Origin of the sequence: Paraburkholderia terricola, assembly GCF_003330825.1 — a bacterium.
In the GTDB taxonomy this organism is placed as follows: Bacteria; Pseudomonadota; Gammaproteobacteria; order Burkholderiales; family Burkholderiaceae; genus Paraburkholderia; species Paraburkholderia terricola.
Genome location: NZ_CP024942.1, coordinates 292,710 through 309,472, shown reverse-complemented (window position 1 = coordinate 309,472; position 16,763 = coordinate 292,710). Strand labels below are relative to the sequence as shown.

At 60.6% G+C, this 16,763-nt stretch carries 12 protein-coding genes and 5 pseudogenes; 11 read left to right on the top strand and 6 right to left on the bottom strand.

The window, feature by feature from the left end:
- The first annotated feature begins 359 nt into the window (after nt 1–359).
- The gene (locus tag CUJ90_RS19865; protein WP_161553706.1) at nt 360–1,508 is read left to right on the top strand and encodes a GNAT family N-acetyltransferase; all 1,149 of its coding nucleotides are present in this window, start codon (nt 360–362) and stop codon (nt 1,506–1,508) included.
- A 261-nt stretch (nt 1,509–1,769) separates the two neighbouring features.
- On the opposite strand, the pseudogene CUJ90_RS19860 reads toward CUJ90_RS19865, so the two are convergent.
- Nucleotides 1,770–2,048, bottom strand: a pseudogene (locus tag CUJ90_RS19860) (integrase core domain-containing protein); the annotation flags it as partial.
- Between the two features lie 40 nt (nt 2,049–2,088).
- Here CUJ90_RS19860 and CUJ90_RS19855 point away from each other — a divergent pair.
- Nucleotides 2,089–3,500 (top strand): annotated as a pseudogene (locus CUJ90_RS19855) (IS30 family transposase).
- Between the two features lie 7 nt (nt 3,501–3,507).
- On the opposite strand, the pseudogene CUJ90_RS19850 reads toward CUJ90_RS19855, so the two are convergent.
- From CUJ90_RS19850 to CUJ90_RS19835, 3 genes and pseudogenes are all read right to left on the bottom strand, one after another.
- Nucleotides 3,508–4,379: pseudogene (locus tag CUJ90_RS19850) on the bottom strand (IS3 family transposase); the annotation flags it as partial.
- Nucleotides 4,380–4,434: 55 nt separating this feature from the next.
- Nucleotides 4,435–4,725 carry a hypothetical protein gene (locus tag CUJ90_RS19840; RefSeq protein WP_208645274.1) on the bottom strand — a complete coding sequence of 97 codons (291 nt, stop codon included), beginning with the start codon at nt 4,723–4,725 and terminating at the stop codon, nt 4,435–4,437.
- 177 nt (nt 4,726–4,902) lie between these two features.
- Nucleotides 4,903–5,850 (bottom strand): FkbM family methyltransferase, encoded by a 948-nt coding sequence (locus tag CUJ90_RS19835; RefSeq protein WP_114163743.1) that lies wholly within the window; start codon nt 5,848–5,850, stop codon nt 4,903–4,905.
- Between the two features lie 638 nt (nt 5,851–6,488).
- Here CUJ90_RS19835 and CUJ90_RS19830 point away from each other — a divergent pair.
- From CUJ90_RS19830 to CUJ90_RS19790, 9 genes and pseudogenes are all read left to right on the top strand, one after another.
- A pseudogene (locus CUJ90_RS19830) lies at nt 6,489–6,839 on the top strand (YncE family protein); the annotation flags it as partial.
- Nucleotides 6,840–6,910: 71 nt separating this feature from the next.
- On the top strand, nt 6,911–7,342 hold the full coding sequence (gene tnpA / locus CUJ90_RS19825) for an IS66-like element accessory protein TnpA (RefSeq protein ID WP_073430870.1): 432 nt from the start codon (nt 6,911–6,913) through the stop codon (nt 7,340–7,342).
- Entirely contained in the window at nt 7,339–7,686 is a 348-nt protein-coding gene (gene tnpB, locus CUJ90_RS19820; RefSeq protein ID WP_114163688.1) for an IS66 family insertion sequence element accessory protein TnpB, read from the top strand. The genes tnpA and tnpB overlap by 4 nt, the downstream gene beginning before the upstream one ends.
- A gap of 51 nt (nt 7,687–7,737) precedes the next feature.
- Entirely contained in the window at nt 7,738–9,282 is a 1,545-nt protein-coding gene (gene tnpC, locus CUJ90_RS19815; protein WP_114163742.1) for an IS66 family transposase, read from the top strand.
- A gap of 11 nt (nt 9,283–9,293) precedes the next feature.
- Nucleotides 9,294–9,890 (top strand): plasmid pRiA4b ORF-3 family protein, encoded by a 597-nt coding sequence (locus CUJ90_RS19810; RefSeq protein WP_073430804.1) that lies wholly within the window; start codon nt 9,294–9,296, stop codon nt 9,888–9,890.
- Between the two features lie 27 nt (nt 9,891–9,917).
- A pseudogene (locus CUJ90_RS19805) lies at nt 9,918–10,622 on the top strand (YncE family protein); the annotation flags it as partial.
- A gap of 181 nt (nt 10,623–10,803) precedes the next feature.
- Nucleotides 10,804–12,225, top strand: a complete 1,422-nt coding sequence (gene hpnJ / locus CUJ90_RS19800) for a hopanoid biosynthesis associated radical SAM protein HpnJ (protein ID WP_114163741.1) — start codon at nt 10,804–10,806, stop codon at nt 12,223–12,225.
- Nucleotides 12,222–13,382: a bacteriohopanetetrol glucosamine biosynthesis glycosyltransferase HpnI gene (gene hpnI, locus CUJ90_RS19795; protein WP_073432014.1), complete on the top strand. Its 1,161-nt coding sequence runs from the start codon at nt 12,222–12,224 to the stop codon at nt 13,380–13,382. Before hpnJ ends, hpnI begins: the two co-directional genes overlap by 4 nt.
- 99 nt (nt 13,383–13,481) lie before the next feature.
- Nucleotides 13,482–14,546 carry a lysylphosphatidylglycerol synthase domain-containing protein gene (locus tag CUJ90_RS19790; protein WP_114163740.1) on the top strand — a complete coding sequence of 355 codons (1,065 nt, stop codon included), beginning with the start codon at nt 13,482–13,484 and terminating at the stop codon, nt 14,544–14,546.
- Here the strand turns inward: CUJ90_RS19790 and CUJ90_RS19785 are convergent.
- A complete protein-coding gene (locus CUJ90_RS19785) occupies nt 14,543–15,991 on the bottom strand; it encodes an ATP-binding protein (RefSeq protein ID WP_073432012.1) in 1,449 nt (482 codons plus the stop codon). The genes CUJ90_RS19790 and CUJ90_RS19785 overlap by 4 nt on opposite strands.
- On the bottom strand, nt 15,992–16,651 hold the full coding sequence (locus tag CUJ90_RS19780; protein ID WP_073432011.1) for a response regulator: 660 nt from the start codon (nt 16,649–16,651) through the stop codon (nt 15,992–15,994).
- Between the last annotated feature and the right edge of the window lie 112 nt (nt 16,652–16,763).

Genomic DNA, 16,763 nt, shown 5'->3' with positions numbered 1-16,763 from the left:
CACGCGCCCACATGAGATTAATCAAAGCCGCCATGGCCTTCTCGCGCTCCACTGCAGTCAAGTGGTTCAGACTGGAAGATAACCGCGCCTGCCAGTCTTGCCCTGCGCTCGAAAGCTGTTCGAAAGACCGCCTTAGACAGGCACCCAACCAGACCCTGCGAGAAATCCCGGTCATTCGGTGCAGTATCATTGAATCTGCGAGTGTTTGATCTCGCACAGATGGCAAATCTGGACTGCCGCTACGCTTTGCCCTGTCGATCCCAGCTTGACATGACACCGCGACAGCGGTCTTTTAACGGCAAAGCGCGACAGGCCGACTACATCCTTGGTTTCATGAGTGAAGCCACAGGGTCATGTCGGTGTCTAAACTCGTCATCTGCGAACGCTCCAGCCGATTGAATCCTTGGGTGGCTGCTTGCGACATTTACGCTGATACCTTGGTAAACGAAGACGTCTCCGTGAAGCTGATGCCTGCACCACGAATCGAACTCGACCGAATGCGCACCGATGTGAGCAACGCCAGCGCAACTGTCGTCCACGCCGCACGCGCCGGTCTGAACGGGCGCTCGATTTTCCATGAGCCCTGGTGGCTGGATATCGCGACCGGGGGCAACTGGAAGCTGGCGTCGGTTCATGAGCGCGGTCAACTGATCGCTGAAATGCCGTACACCGTGACGCGCAAGGGCATCTGGCGCCTCTCGACCTTGCCCCCGCTAACGCGCACGCTCGGTCCCGTGATTCCGGCAGCAAAAGGCACGGGCGACGATGACTGGCGTCATTGCTTCGGTGCAACGCAAGCCCTCGTCGAGCAGTTGCCCGAGTGCGCGCTGTTCTACCAGCGGTTCGACCCGCACATCCCGGATGCCGTTGGATTTGCGTTGCTGGGCTTCGAGGTCGCCGTAAGCTATACGATGCGGATCGAGCCCGTCAGGGCCGAGCCGGAGGTATGGGCCGGACTTCGTCCGAATACCTGCAACCTGATTCGCCGTGCCGGCGAACAGCACACCGTACGTCAGATAACGGACGCGAACCTGTTCGTCAGCTTCTACGATGCCAATCTGACGCGCCGGAATCGGGATAACGTGTACGGCACGCACGTCATGAAGCAACTCGTCGATGCCTTCATCTCGAGGGGATCCGGCATGGTGCTTGGCGCCTACCAGGCGGACGGCAGCCTGTGCTCCGCCATCGCGGTGATATGGGATAAGCACACGATGTATTACCTGCTGTCGTCGAGAAAAGAAGAGGCCCACGGCGGTGTCATCGGCCTGTTGTTATGGAACGCCATGCGCAATGCCCGGGAAAGAAGTCTCACCTTCGATTTCGACGGCATTTCCAATGTCGGCATTCTCAAGTTCCTCAGCGGTTTCGGGGGAACATTGGTTCCCCGGCTGGAGGTCACGCGAGCGAGTGCGGACTATGCCGCGATGCGAAGCATCCTGCATCTGGGGCGATGTGTATCACGTTCGATGCGCCAGCGCGTGAGGCGACTAAAACGTGGCGGGTGACGCCTATTGCGACAACGCGAACACCTTCCTGAACATCGGAACGAGGAAGCGACGTTGGTCTGGTTAACGTCAGCAGGCCCAGCCGAAGCGGCTCGATCTGCCAAAGCGCACGGTGACGGACAGGCCCAGTTCTTCTCTCACCAACCCTGTTCATCCCCGATATCGCTCGCGGTCTCCTCGGGAAACATGTTGGTCATCGTGACAAGCAGGACACTGAAGGTGTAGTGGTCAAGCAAACCTGGACACCCCAAAGGCGAATTTTTAAAAAAACGAAGCTTCGCACCGTGCCGGTGGCAGACCGCCTGCCGCCGAATGGATGCGCCTGTAGTTATAAAAGTTGTCGATGTAGGCCCCGATGTCGCGCTCGGCCTGCGCGTGATCCGGGTACCCTTTCTCGTCGATCCACTCGTTCTTCAGGCTTCTGAAGAACCGTTCAACCGGCGCGTTATCCCAGCAGTTTCCCTTTCTGCTCATACTCTGAATGATGCCGTTTGCCTTCAGTTCGTTCACGAAATGCGCGCTGGTGTACTGGGCGGATTCAACCGGTCGTCGCAACACCTTAAACTAAGGAGGTGTTGCCATGGTTCAAAGTGCAAAGCGGGTGTATCAGTTGACAGGGCGAGCAGCGATGTACTCACCGGGTGCGCCGTCGCTTGGAAATGAGGTCGAGCGTCGCTTTTGGCTACAGATCGGAACCGGCATTACAAGCGAGAAAGCAGCGGAGGCGGTCGGCGTGTCTCAGGCGGTAGGCTCGCGCTGGTTCCGCTATCGTGGCGGCATGCCACTATTCATGTCGAAACCTATCGCTGGTCGATACTTGTCGTTCGCTGAGCGAGAAGAGATAGCATTGCTTTCTATTCAAGACATCGGTGTACGCGAAATCGCCCGCCGCATCGGACGCAGTCCATCAACCGTTTCAAGAGAGCTTACCCGCAATGCGGCGACACGTGGTGGGTACCTCGAGTATCGTGCTTCGGTCGCGCAGTGGAAGGCGGAGCGGATCGCCAAACGACCAAAGCCGGCGAAGCTAACGAGTAATGCACGGCTGCTCCAATACGTACGGGAGCGTTTGGAGGGCAAGGTGCGTGACGCGGATGGCCGTGATATTGCAGGTCCCAGGCAGGCGCCCTTCAAGGGGCGCAATAAACCACATCGCGGGGACCGAAAGTGGGTCAACGGCTGGTCACCCGAGCAAATTGCTAATCGATTGAAGGCCGATTTCCCGGATGATGAATCTATGCGCATCTCTCACGAAGCCATTTATCAAGCCCTCTATATTCAAGGGCGCGGTGCACTCAAGCGGGAGCTGGTGGGTTGCCTTCGCACCGGGCGTGCCTTGCGCGTTCCCCGAGCGAGAGCGCGTGCCAAGGCATGGGCGCATGTCAGCGAGGAGGTGATGATTTCCAGCCGGCCTGCAGAGGTGCAAGATCGTGCTGTGCCGGGCCATTGGGAGGGAGATCTGATTATCGGTTTAAATCGATCAGCCATCGGCACGTTGGTGGAGAGATCAAGCCGCTTTACGATGCTCGTGCACTTGCCTCGCGAGAAAGGCTATGGGGTGATCCCACGCACGAAGAACGGGCCCGCGCTCGCCGGCTATGGAGCTGTCACGATGGCCAACGCACTCAAGAAGACTGTGGGGGACTTACCTGCTCAGTTGTGGCGATCACTGACATGGGATCGTGGCAAAGAGCTGGCCGATCACGCACGCTTTACTATTGAGTCGGGCGTGAAGAGTCGGGCGTGAAGGTCTTCTTCGCCGACCCGCACAGTCCATGGCAGCGTGGTACGAACGAAAACACCAATGGCCTTCTAAGACAGTACTTTCCAAAGGGCACGGACCTGTCCAGATGGAGTGTTCAAGAGCTCCAGGCAGTTGCTAACACGTTAAACGCAAGGCCCCGGAAAACGCTCGGCTGGAAGACGCCTGCGGAAACCCTGGACGCCTACCTAAAATCCGTTCAACATTCTAGTGTTGCGACGACCGGTTGAATCCGCCCTGGCATCCCTGATCGGAGTGGAACATCAGGCCGGGCGGCGGGCGTCGATGCTCGCGCGCCCTTTGCAAGGCCCGGATAACCAGAACCGTATCCGGCAACAACGCGAACGCCCAGCCGACGATACGGCGCGAATACAGGTCCATCACGATCGCCAGATAGGACCAGCCCTGAAGCGTTCTCACGTACGTAATGTCGCCCGCCCACACCTGATTGATCGCCGGCGGCTGGAAGCGGCGCTCAAGCAGGTTGGGCGCCACCAGCGCTTCACCGTCAGCCCTGCGGTAACGGTGCGTTCGTCGTCGCGTCACAGCCAGTTGCGCCTCACGCATCAACGACCGCGCGCGGTAGCGTCCGATCGCATGGCCCTGGTGCTGTAACGCCTGAGCCATCCTGCGGCTGCCATAGCTGCCGCGGCTTTCGTTGTGAATTTCACGCACGGCCCTGAGCAGGGCCGGCGAAGCCGCAGCCCTGGCGGGCCGCCGCGCGGCAAAGGTGTAGTAGCTGCTTCGCGGCACCTTCAGCAACCGGCACATCACGCTGACTGGCCAGGCCTTCTTCAGCGAACGGATCACCTCGAGGAGCGATCCAGTTCCTTGACGAAGAAGGCCGTGGACTTTTTTAGTATCTCGCGCTCCCTTTCGAGCTCGGTCACGCGTGCCTCCAGCTCCCGGATACGTCGCTGGTCGGCCTTGAGCTGCACCTCGGTGCGCGGAGGCTCAGCCTGCTCGGCCCGCCATTGCGCCACCCACCGCCGCAACGCGGTATCGCCAATGCCCAGCGCCTCGCAGGCCCTGGCAAATGAATAGCCCTGCGCGACAACCAGCTGCACCGCCTCGGCCCTGAATTCGTCGGTTATGTTCCGTCTGCTCATTTCTCACCTCGGTTGGAGATTATCCCCTTTAGAGGTGTCCAGAGTCATTGGACCACTACAAGGCAACGTCGCTCGCCGCATGCCGAACCGGGAAGTCGTCGGCATAACACAGGCGGGTGTCCGTCAGCACCGCGCGCAGCTTCCAATGCTCAAGCATCAGATCCAGGTTCTCCATGGTCTCGGTGGCCACGGCGACAAACTCTTTCAGTCTCAGCAGCAAGGCGATCGATCCTACCGAAATCGGCGTGGGCAACAACCACGCTTTCAGAGTCAACTGCGCTGGTCGGGCGCTTCTGGCGCCATCACCCGCGCTGTCGCTCGTCTCGTGCGGTCGGCGTTTGGTCATTGGCGGCATTCCCCGCAGGCGGTTTCGTTCGATCGGTCTTCGTTTTTATATGTTTTTTCAAGGTTCGCTTCCGAAAATTCCGCCGCTCAATTCTACATCAGTGCGCAAATGCGACAGAAAACTAACAAGCGTTGAGCGTGAAATTTGATAATCCGGTGTACTACTATTTGCTCCGCGTCAAAGATGGAGAAGATCTCTAAAGCGGGGAGGTACCGCTATAAGCATTGAATAATCCCCCGCTGGAATCGTCTCCGCAGTAATAATCTTGTGCGTACGCCCAATAAACAACTCTTTGATGTTGAAAATGCGACGAACAAAGGTGTTTCGCGATCTTACCCCGCTTTGATGCCAACAAAATTCATATCCCAAGTTCTTCAATATGAAAATCGATTCTGTACTGCCTTCCGTAAAGGCACTTTCATGCTGCTCCAATACTATAAGTGGCCAGTGCTTCGTTATCGTCCTTAAGCCGCCTTGGAGTACCCTTGGTTCGAAACCCTCAACGTCAATTTTGATAAAACAGGGGCCTTCATCGCGATAGTCAAGATCATCAAGCCTGACAATCTGCACATCGACGTAGTCCGTGCTGGATTTGCCTTCGACCTGATCAGCGACAATAGTGGAGGCGCCCATGTTCTTCGGTACTTCTAACAGCCTGAAAGTCCCCTTATGATCTCCTAGCCCGATGTTGTATGCGGTGATCTTCTTGCGAAAACTCACGTTGAACTTGAGCAAATAAAAAGTCGATGGATCTGGCTCAAAGGATTGAACCGCGTTAAATATCCTGGAGAAGTAGAGGCTGTGATTGCCGACATTGGCACCGATGTCTAGCGCCATGCCTGCACGAAAAACATCACGTAGAGGCTCTAGGAAATTGAAAAGTGCGTCAAGCTCCTCCTGCTCGTAAACCCCGAAAGCATGGATAAATCCGCCTATATGTTCATTCGCAAAGACGGCCATCTTATGGCCTCGTGCCTGAAGATGATCGTCCGCTATCCTATTAAGCCAATGAAACGACAATCGCGTTATTACATAGCTAAAATTCCTCGTGGTAACACGCTTCGCCAGTATCTTTTTCCGAAAAATCGGTTCAAAACGTGGCCCAGCACGGGAATCGACGGTCATTTTCCTCTTCACCTATTGATGGTTGAGCGCATCGCATTCTTCTGCTAACTTATAGATACCCGACAGAGATTGCGACGTCCGGGACCGTGTATAATATACGCGCAGTCAACCTAACCGCGACGAGATCAAAAACGGTGTCCCTGTCCAACAGGAACGCTAATACATGCCCCGACGCCCATACTTGCATCCGTCGCTGTCATAACAGCCATTATATTAGTAGTATTCAGACGACCTTCGCCACTCGATCAATCGCTGAACCGCAACTTGCTCAATGTTAGCCATCGGCTCGGCGAATTATGCGGATGCGGCATAAACACGTGTGGTATTGGCCGAAAACAGTGAACCTTAAAGGGCCCGGAGTTGCCGCGATACCTACTGATTCGCCGCAGCATCGGCCAGTTTCTGCTGGTTTGAAACATTGCGACTTCAGATTGGACGGATCAGGAACAAGCCAAGCGTCGAGATTCTCGCGTTTGATCGGAACGATGCATCGGTAGGCGGTCAAGACCGCACTGGACGCGCAGGGCGGAGCGGCGCGATAGCGCGCCGCAAAAGGCGAGTGGAAATTTTTTCCTAGACCACTGTCGCGGCTGAGTTCCACCGGCTCGCGACCGTACGGGCCTGAACAGGAGGACGTCATGAACACTCCGCGCATTGGACCCATTGGCTTGCCACTGTTCGTCTCCCTGTTCGTTGCGCTCGCGGCTGTGGGGCCTGCCCTCCTTCGGGCATCGGCTGCGTCCGACGAGTTGGCGGCGAGCGATCTGCCCTTGAAGCACATCGCCGATATTCCGTTGCCGGGTGCCGCGACGCGCCTAGACTATGAGAGCTACGACCCCGGACGCAAGCTGCTGTTCATCGCTCACCTGGGCGATGGTGAGGTCATCGTCTTCGATGCGGCTGCGTCGCGTGTCATTGGCCGCATCACAAACGTCGCGTCGGTGCACGGCGTGCTTGCCATTCCCGAGTTGTCGCGCGTCTATGCCTCGTAAGCGTCATTTCGTGGCCGCATGGACAGAGCTGAAGCCGGTGTCCAAAGTGATGTCCGTTACTTCAAGTGATGGGGACTACTTTGGACACACGGAATGCGCGATCATCGAACCGCAAGGGCCGACCGAACTACACACCAGAGTACCGGCGGCAAGTTGCCGTCGCGGCGTGCGAGCCGGGTATTTCGGTGGCCAAGCTCGCGCAGGCGCACGGACTGAATCCGAATATGGTGTTCAAGTGGCGCCGGCAACTGCGGGCGGGCCTGTTTGAAGGGGTGGCGCACAGCGCAGCGGTGTTGCTGCCCGTAGCGCTACCTGATGCACCGACCGGCGATGCCGCAGACCCGGCGTCGCTCGCTCTACAGCCTGTCGAGCCACATCGCGAGAGCGTACCGGCAGCGTCGGGCATCGAGATCGAACTGAACGGTGCCCGTGTACGCGTCACGGGCATGGTCGACCCCGTGCAGCTGCGCCTCGTGCTGCGCTGCCTGATGCCAGCATGATTACGCCGCCAGGCGGTACCCGCGTATGGCTGGCAGCGGGCGTTACCGATATGCGCCGTGGCATGGATGGACTTGCCGCGCTGGTGCAGTCAGCACTCGGACGTGATCCCTTCTCGGGGCACATCTTCCTGTTTCGTGGGCGTCGCGGTGACCTCATCAAGATTTTATGGTGGAGCGGTGACGGCATGAACCTGTACGCGAAGCGACTCGAGCGTGGACGTTTCGTGTGGCCGCAGGCGGACTCGGGAACAGTCCATCTGTCAGCCGCCCAACTGTCGATGCTGCTCGAGGGGATTGACTGGCGGCATCCAGAGCGGACGTGGCAGCCGACGCACGCCGCGTAACGCCGGGTGCGGGAACGCACAAGCGCGTGGGCTTCATTTACACTGGCATGCATGCCAGCCAATCATCTGCCCGATGACATCGCCGCTCTCAAGCGCATCGTCGCCTCGCGCGACGAGACCATCGCGCAGTTGCTGGCCGAGATCTCGCGACTGAAGCGATGGCAGTATGGCCGCTCATCGGAGCGCATGACAGAACTGATGGACCAGTTGCAGCTCGCGCTCGGTGAGCTGCCTGTTCCTGAACCAGATATGGCAGCACCGGCGAAGGCGCCTGATGCCGACGCGACTGCGGATACGTCGGCCACCACGAACCTTATTCCACTGCGCCGCAAACCGCGGCACTTCCCTGCCCATTTACCTCGCGATACGGTTGTTCATGCGCCGTCAAACTGCGGATGCCCGGAATGCGGCAAACAGATGCGTGCGCTCGGCGAAGACGTCTCGGAGGTGCTCGACTATGTGCCCGGCTACTTCAAGGTACTGCGTCACGTACGTCCGAAGCTGAGCTGCCCGCGCTGTGCTGCAGTGGTGCAGGAGCCTGCACCTTCGCGACCGATAGCGCGCTCGATGGCGGGTGCCGGGCTGCTCGCGCAGGTCGTCGTCGCGAAGTACGCTGACCATATGCCGCTGTACCGGCAGGCCGGCATCTATCGCCGCGCGGGCATCGAACTGGACCGGGCAACACTGGCATCGTGGATTCGTGAAGCGGCTGCGCTGCTGCAACCGCTGTCCGATGCGCTCGGTGGTTACGTGCGCGCCGCAGACAAGATCCATACCGACGACACGCCCGTGCCGGTGCTGGAGCCGGGGCGTGGCAAGACACGCACGGCGCGCCTGTGGACCTATGTGCGCGATGACCGCCCGGCAGGGAGCCGCGCGCCGCCAGCGGTCTGGTACAGGTACTCACCCGACCGCAAAGGTGAACGACCTCGGGAACATCTGGCGGGCTACACGGGAATCCTGCAGGCAGATGCCTTCAGCGGGTATGACGCGCTATATCGTGACGGCACGGTCATCGAGGCCGGGTGCTGGGCGCATGCGCGGCGCAAGTTCTACGACCTGTACAAGCTGGACAGCTCACCAATTGCCGAGGAAGCACTGCGCCGCATTGGGGCGCTGTATGCCGTTGAACGCGAGGTTCGCGGCCAGACGCCGGACGTGCGCCTGTCTGCGCGTCAGCTGCGCTCGGCCCCATTGCTCGCTGAACTGAAGGCCTGGTTCGAACACACGCTGTCACAGGTATCGACGAAATCGGGGCTGGCGAAGGCGATCAGATACTCGCTGGGACACTGGCATGCACTCATACGCTATTGTGAAGACGGGCGCGTCGAGGTGGACAACAATACGGCGGAGCGCGCGATCAGGCCGCTGGTTCTCGGCAGGCGCAATTATCTGTTCGCAGGCTCCGACGGCGGTGGCCAAAGCGCGGCGGTGATCTATAGGCTGATCGGTACGGCGCGCCTGAACAGCATCGAGCCGTTTGCCTACCTGCGCACGGTGTTTGAGCGCATCGCCGATCATCCCATCAACCGCATCGACGAGTTGCTGCCGTGGCGCCTGATGCCGGCTGCACACATCGAGCAGCAAGCCGCCTGACAATCAAGCCGATGGTCCAACCCCGCAAACCTGCCGTGCGCCTGGTCAAGGCGCCAGTGCCCGATTACGTACTGCGCGCTGAGCTGAAGTACATTAAGCCGGCGATCTGGCGACGAATCATCGTTCCCGGCTCGATCCGGCTGGACAAGCTGCATGTCGTGCTGCAACTGGCCATGGGCTGGGAAGGCGGGCACCTGCACGAGTTCGTCTTCGGCGAAACCAACTATGGTGAACCTGATGACTTCGGATTCCAGAGCAATCCACCGATGCTCAATGAAGCACGGGTCACGCTGGCGAAGGCGCTGGGCGGGCTGAAATCATTCACCTATATCTACGACTACGGTGACAACTGGCAGCATCGGATCAAGGTCGAGAAGGCGCTGGTGCCTGATCCAGACATGAGCCGGCCGCTGTGCCTGGACGGGCAGAATGCGTGTCCGCCGGAAGACGTCGGTGGAGTGCCAGGATATGCCGACTTCCTCGAAGCGATCACCGATCCGACGCACGAGGAGCACGACCACTTCCTCGAGTGGTGTGGCGGCAGCTTCGATCCCGCCGCCTTCGATCTCGTGCTCGCGAATCAGCGGCTCTCAGAGGTCAAGTTCTGATCGTCAAGACGGCCTCAGATTGACGCTTACTATGCCTCAGCAACGGGAACGAATGAAATCGTGGCGATCGACGAAGCAACGCTAAAAATCGTCGCGCGCATGCCGGGTGGACGTTATCCGGACGGCATGGCTTATGCCCCCGAGGCGCACAAGCTTTACGTGTCTGACGAGACCGGCGAGACGGAAACCGTCATCGATGTCAGAACAAACACGCGTTTGGCAACGATTCCTCTGGGTGGCGAAGTCGGCAATACGCAATACGATCCGGCTTCCCGGCATATCTTTATGAATGTGCAATCGCGAAGGCAACTGGTCGAGATCGACCGTGCTACTGACCGGATCGTTGCGCGGATCGATCTGGCGGGCGCGCGGGGCAACCACGGGTTGCTGATCGAACCGCAGCAACGGCTCGCTTTCATCGCGTGTGAAGGCAATGACAGGCTGCTGGTGCTCGACATGCGCACGATGCGCGTCACTTCATCCTTCGACACCGGTCAGGATCCGGATGTCCTGGCTTTCGATCCGCAACTGCATCTGCTCTATGTCGCTGGTGAGGCTGGCATCGTCTCGATGTTCAAGGCCGAAGCGGGCAAAGTGTCGAAGATCGGCGATGGCCGCATCGGTCCCAATGCGCATGTCGTCGCAGTCGACGGTTCGACGCACCGTGTCTACTTTCCACTCAGGAATGTTCAGGGAAGCCCCACATTGCGGATCATGCAACCAGGGGACTGAGGAGAGACCGAGCGGATATCCGCTGCGCCCGTCACGCCACGCCACACGCCATCACGCTTAAGGTTTCCTTCAGCTTTGCTCCGTACCATTTGCGCGAATCCTGCCGTCGCGCTCGCCATCCCGCGAGTTCCAGTTTCGACCGAAAACCGAAAACGTCCGTTCAAGGCACGCTGGAGCGTTCATGAAAACCCTGTTCTTGCAGGTGCCGTCGTACGACGGCTTCGATGGTGGCGCGGGTTCGCGCTATCAGGCCAGGCGTGAAGTCCGCTCGTTCTGGTATCCCACGTGGCTCGCGCAACCTGCCGCGCTCGTTCCCGATAGCCGGGTACTCGATGCGCCGGCCGACGGCTTGTCCGTCGACGCGAGCCTCGACATCGCGCAGCACTACGACCTGGTGATCATTCACACCAGCACGCCGTCCTTTCCCACCGACGCGCTTTTCGCCGAGGATCTTAAAAAGCGCAAGCCTTCGGTGCTAATCGGCATGGTGGGCGCAAAAGTTGCCGTGGATCCGCACAATTCGCTGACGGCAAGCGATGCGATCGACTTCGTCTGCCGCGAAGAATTCGACTTCACGTGCCAGGAAGTGGCCGCGGGCAAACCGCTTGCGCAGATCAAAGGGCTCAGCTATCGCGCGGCCGACGGCTCGATCGAGCACAACGACGCGCGGCCGATCCTCGAGAACATGGACGAACTGCCGTTCGTCGCGCCTGTCTACAAACGCGATCTGAAGATCGATAACTACTTCATCGGTTATCTGAAGCACCCGTACGTGTCGATCTACACCGGACGCGGCTGTCGCTCGAAGTGCACATTCTGCCTGTGGCCGCAAACGGTCGGCGGCCATCGCTACCGCACGCGCTCGGTCGAGAACGTGCTGGAAGAAGTGAAATGGATTCGCGACAACCTGCCCGAAGTGAAGGAGATCATGTTCGACGACGACACCTTCACCGATTTCAAGCCGCGCGTCGAGGAAATCGCCCGTGGACTCGGCAAGCTCGGCGTAACGTGGTCGTGCAATGCGAAAGCGAACGTACCATATTCGACGCTGAAAATCATGAAGGAAAACGGCCTGCGTCTTCTGCTGGTCGGCTACGAATCGGGCGACGATCAGATCCTGCTGAACATCAAGAAAGGTCTGCGCACCGACATCGCGCGCCGCTTCAGCGAAGATTGCCGCAAGCTCGGCATCAAGATTCACGGCACGTTCATTCTAGGCTTGCCCGGCGAGACGCAGCAGACGATCCAGAAGACCATCGAATACGCGAAGGAAATCAATCCGCACACTATTCAGGTATCGCTCGCGGCGCCGTATCCAGGCACGACGCTCTATAACCAGGCGGTTGAAAACGGCTGGCTCGAAGAGAACAAGGTCATCAACCTCGTCAGCAAGGAAGGCGTACAACTCGCGGCAATCGGCTATCCGCATCTGTCGCGTGACGAGATCTATCACCAGCTCGAAAATTTCTACAAGCGCTTCTATTTCCGCCCGTCGAAAATATGGGAAATCCTGCGTGAAATGCTCACGAGCTGGGACATGATGAAACGGCGCTTGCGTGAAGGCGTCGAATTCTTCCGCTTCCTGCGCGCTCACGAGGCGTGAGCGGTGCGCACTGGCTCGCCGCCGTGCCCGCCTATGCATGCGGCGCGTGCGCGGTGTTCGGCATCGGCTACACGATGCTCGCGAGCGTGCTGATCGGGCGGTTCTTCGCGCGAGCAGCGACCGAGCCGGGCAGTTTTCCGCCGGTTACGATCGTCAAGCCGCTGCATGGTGACGAGTGGGCGCTGCTCGGTAATCTGGACAGCTTCTGCAAGCAGAACTATGCCGGTCCCGTGCAGTTCGTCTTCGGTGTGCACGATACGGCGGACCCGGCATTGGAGGCCGTCGACGAACTACGGCGCTTGCATCCGGACGCGGACATCACCGTTGTCGCCGACGCGCGCCTGCACGGCCCGAACCGCAAGATCAGCAACATCATCAATATGCTGCCGCAAGCGCGGCATGACGTGCTCATCTTCGCCGATAGCGACGTGAGTGTCGGTCCCGATTATCTGCGCAATATCGTCGGCGAGCTGGAGAGTCCGGGGGTGGGGCTGGTGACCTGCGTGTACCGCGGGCGGCCCGACCCCGGCTTCTGGCCGCGTTTGTCGGCGAAGGCGACCAACTATCAGTTTCTGCCCGGTGTCGTCACCGGACTCGCGCTCGGTCTCGCACGGCCGTGCTTTGGACAGACGATTGCGATGCGGCGCCGCACACTGGAACGGATCGGCGGTCTCATGCCGTTCGTGTGGCATCTCGCGGAAGACCATGCGATAGGCGAAGCGGTGCGCGCAACGGGCGAGACAGTGGCGATTTCTCCATTCACGATCGCGCATGCGTGCTCGGAGACCAACGCGGCACAACTGTTTTCGCACGAGCTCCGCTGGAGCCGTACTATTCGCCGCGTCGATCCGCTCGGCCATCTGGGCTCCGCGCTGATGTATCCGCTTGCACTTGCCTTGCTCGCGGTGGCGTTCTCAGACGGCGCGTGGTGGACGTGGCTTGTCGCGGTGCTCGCCGTCTGCGCGCGTTTCGCGCTGAAGCGTTCCGTCGACCGCGCCCTGCGGCAGGCGCACGGCGGACTATGGCTGCTGCCGTTATGGGATATTGTCTCCTTTGCGATATTCGTCGCGAGCTTCTGGTCCTCGCGCGTCATGTGGCGTGGCTTCAGCTTCAGGGTGGATGGCGACGGCCTGCTGTCGGCCGCGCCGGACGAATGACGACGAACAGAAAGTGAGTGCAGTAATGATCCGCGTTTTCCTCGATTCGAAGCTTGAACGGCAATCCGCGCGTGCGACGCGCTTGCACAGGGCGCCCGCATGATGAAGCATCTCGGCCGCGTGGCCGCGCTGGCGGGTCTGCTCGCGTCGCTATGGCTCGTCTGGCAGGACAACCCCGGCGCGGTGCTCGGCGCGTTGCGGGCAGCCGGGGCCGGGCTCGTGCTCGCGGCGCTTGCGCACGTGCTGCCGATGATTGCCAACGCGTCAGGCTGGCGTTCACTGATTCGCGGCGCGAACCGGCCGGGCATCCTGAACATGCTGCATCTCGTTTGGGTGCGCGAATCGGTGAATAGCATGCTGCCGGTAGCGCGCATCGGCGGCGAAGTGGTGTCGTTTCGCATGCTCAAGCGCTGGCGCGTGCGGCCCTCGACGGCGGTGGGCAGCATCATCGCCGACATGCAGCTTACCGTGATCAGCCAGTTGCTGTTCACGATGGTGGGCATCGGCTTTCTGTTCGCGCATGCGCATTCCGGCACGCTGAGGCTCGCCGGGCAACTCGCGTGGGGCGTAGTCGTGCTGACGCCGCTCCTCGTCCTGTTCGCGCTGGTCCAGCATGCCAATCCCTTCGAGCGCATGACGCGCGTGCTCGACCACATGACGAGCGGCCAGCTTGCCGCGCTAGTCGGGCAGTCGGCGCAAATCGATCAGGCGATCAAGCTGATCTGGCGGCGCCGCGGCGTGGTGCTGCGCTATCTGTTCTTCTGGCAGCCGTTGCAGTGCTTTCTGACTTCGCTGGAAATCTGGCTTGCGCTGCATTTTCTCGGCGCCCAGGTCACGCTGGTCGAAGCCGTGGTGATCGAGTCGTTGATTCAGGCCGTCAGCAGCGCGGCCTTCTTCGTGCCGGGCGGCCTGGGCGTGCAGGAGGGCGGCTTCATTCTGATCGGCGGCGCATTGGGCCTCGATCCGTCGACGTGTCTCGCCCTGGCGGGCGCGCGGCGGATTCGCGACCTGCTCATGTTCGTGCCGGGGCTGATTGCCTGGCAGTTCGTGGAGGCGTCCAGGCGCGCTCCGGGTCAGGATGCGGCGCGGCGTTCGAGCCCTCGCTCGCGGCAGGCGCAGCTCGCGGAAGGCGGCGTGATCGCGAGTGAAACGAACCGCCGCTAGGCAACCGGCTGCAACCGCTCGTCGGGGACGGCCGTATAAGCGGGAAACGACACCTCGACCGCGAGTCCGCGCCCGTCGATGCCACGGCCGAAATGCACGCGTCCGCCAAAATGCTCGGCGATGCGCGCGACAATCGACAATCCGAGGCCGCTGCCGGTTGCCTGATTGCCGGTCGCGCGGAAAAAACGGTTCGCGAGGCGAGCGAGGTCGGCTGGCGCAACGCCGGGACCGTCGTCGCGCACGCTCACCACAACGCGCCCCTGCACGGCGTCTTTCGTCGGGTCTTTCACAGTCCGCACGGCGATCTCGATGCTGCCGCCCTCGCATCCGTACTTGATCGCGTTATCCAGAAGATTGTCGAACAGGATGCCGATGAGCACCGGTTCGGCGTCTATCGCGGCACGCATATCGCAGTTCAGCGTAACGTGCAGGTTCTTTTGCTGCGCGTTGCGCTCGTTCGCGATCCATGCATTTCTCGCGGCCTCGCCGGGCGCGAGCGGCGCTGTCGACATTTTCTCGTGCATGTCCAGGCGTGCGAGCAACAGCAACTGCTCCGCGAGCCGTGCGCTGCGATCCACACCTTGAACGACGCGCTCCATGGCGAGCCGCTGCCGCGCCGCATCGGGCTCGGCCAGCGCGACTTGCGCCTGAACCTTGATCGCGGCGAGCGGCGTTTTCAGTTCGTGGGCCGCGTCGGCGGTGAAGGCGCGTTCGCGTTCGAGTGAGTGCAGGAGGCGCGACAGCAGGAGGTTGATCGCATCGACGAGCGGCCGTACCTCGGTGGGCACATGACCGATATCGACTGGTTCCAGGCGGTTGATGCCGCGTGAACGGATCGCGCCCGAGAGCATCCGCAGCGGCGCAAGGCTCCAGCCGATGGAGGACCATACCAGTAGCGCGAGCACCGGCAACGCAATCAGCGCCGGACGCGCGATGCGGCTCGCCACGCCGCTCACCAGATCGCTGCGCGTATTGGCCTGCTCGAAAACGCGCACCGTGTGGCCCAAGGCAGTGTCGCGCAGCGTGAACGAGTGATACATCTCGCCGTTCAGCACCACGTCTTGCGTGCCGGTGACGCTCGGCACCGGCAGATCCCATGCGTTGAGCGCGCGCAATGGCGGGCTGCCCGCGATCACCTCGCCGTTGGGGGCGCGCACCTGGAACAGCGCGTCGCGCGGAAGCGAGTCGTCGTCGTCGCTATCGTTCGCGCTCGTCGCGCCGCCTCTTTCTTCCTCGCGAACGTCGATGTGGGCGTTGGCGAGCGTGGCGAGATTCGACTGATCGAGCAGTGCGAGCATCTGCGCGAGTTCGGCAAGGCGGGCCTCTTCCCACTGAGCGACTTCGCGCGAGGCCTGACGATAGCTCGACGCGAGTGCGATGGCCCAGACGAGCGCAATGCTGGCAAGCACGAGCAGCATCAGACGCCGGCGAATGGATGCGCCCATTTACTCTTTCTCCACGACATAGCCGATATTGCGCACGGTCCGAATCAGCTTCGCGCCGAGCTTCTTGCGCAGGTTCGATACATGCACTTCGATTGCATTGCTTTCGATTTCTTCCTGCCATCCGTAAAGGCTTTCTTCCAGACGCGCGCGCGACTGGGGAATTCCCTGATTGGTGATCAATTGCAACAGGATTGCCCACTCGCGCGCGGTCAGCGACACGCGCGTGCCGGACAGTTCGACCGATTGCGCCGACGGATTGACCGTCAGATCGCGATAGCGGATCACTTCGACACTGCGGCCTTGCGCGCGCCGCAGTAAGGCCCGGCAACGGGCGATCAGCTCGGCCAGGTCGAAGGGCTTGCCGAGGTAATCGTCCGCGCCTGCCTCCAGACCACCGACGCGGTCGGCCACCGTGCCGCGCGCGGTCAGCACCAGCACCGGCATGTCCTTGCCGGCGTCGCGCAGCCGCTTGAGCAGGTCCATGCCCGACACACGCGGCAAGCCCAGGTCGAGTAGAAGCAGTTCGTAGCTGGTGGTGTCGAGCGCAAGACTGGCCTTGTGGCCATCACGCGCCCAGTCGACGGTGAAACCGGCCTGGCGCAGACCCGCTTCGATACCGCAGCCGATCAGGTCGTCGTCTTCTACGAGGAGCACACGCATGGGGTAGAAATTCCGTTGGATGTTTTGACGGGGCGGCGGCACGCATGGCCGACGCGCGCGAACCCATAACGCCGAAGTCTAGCCACGTTGTTCACGGGTCGTTTCATGGCGG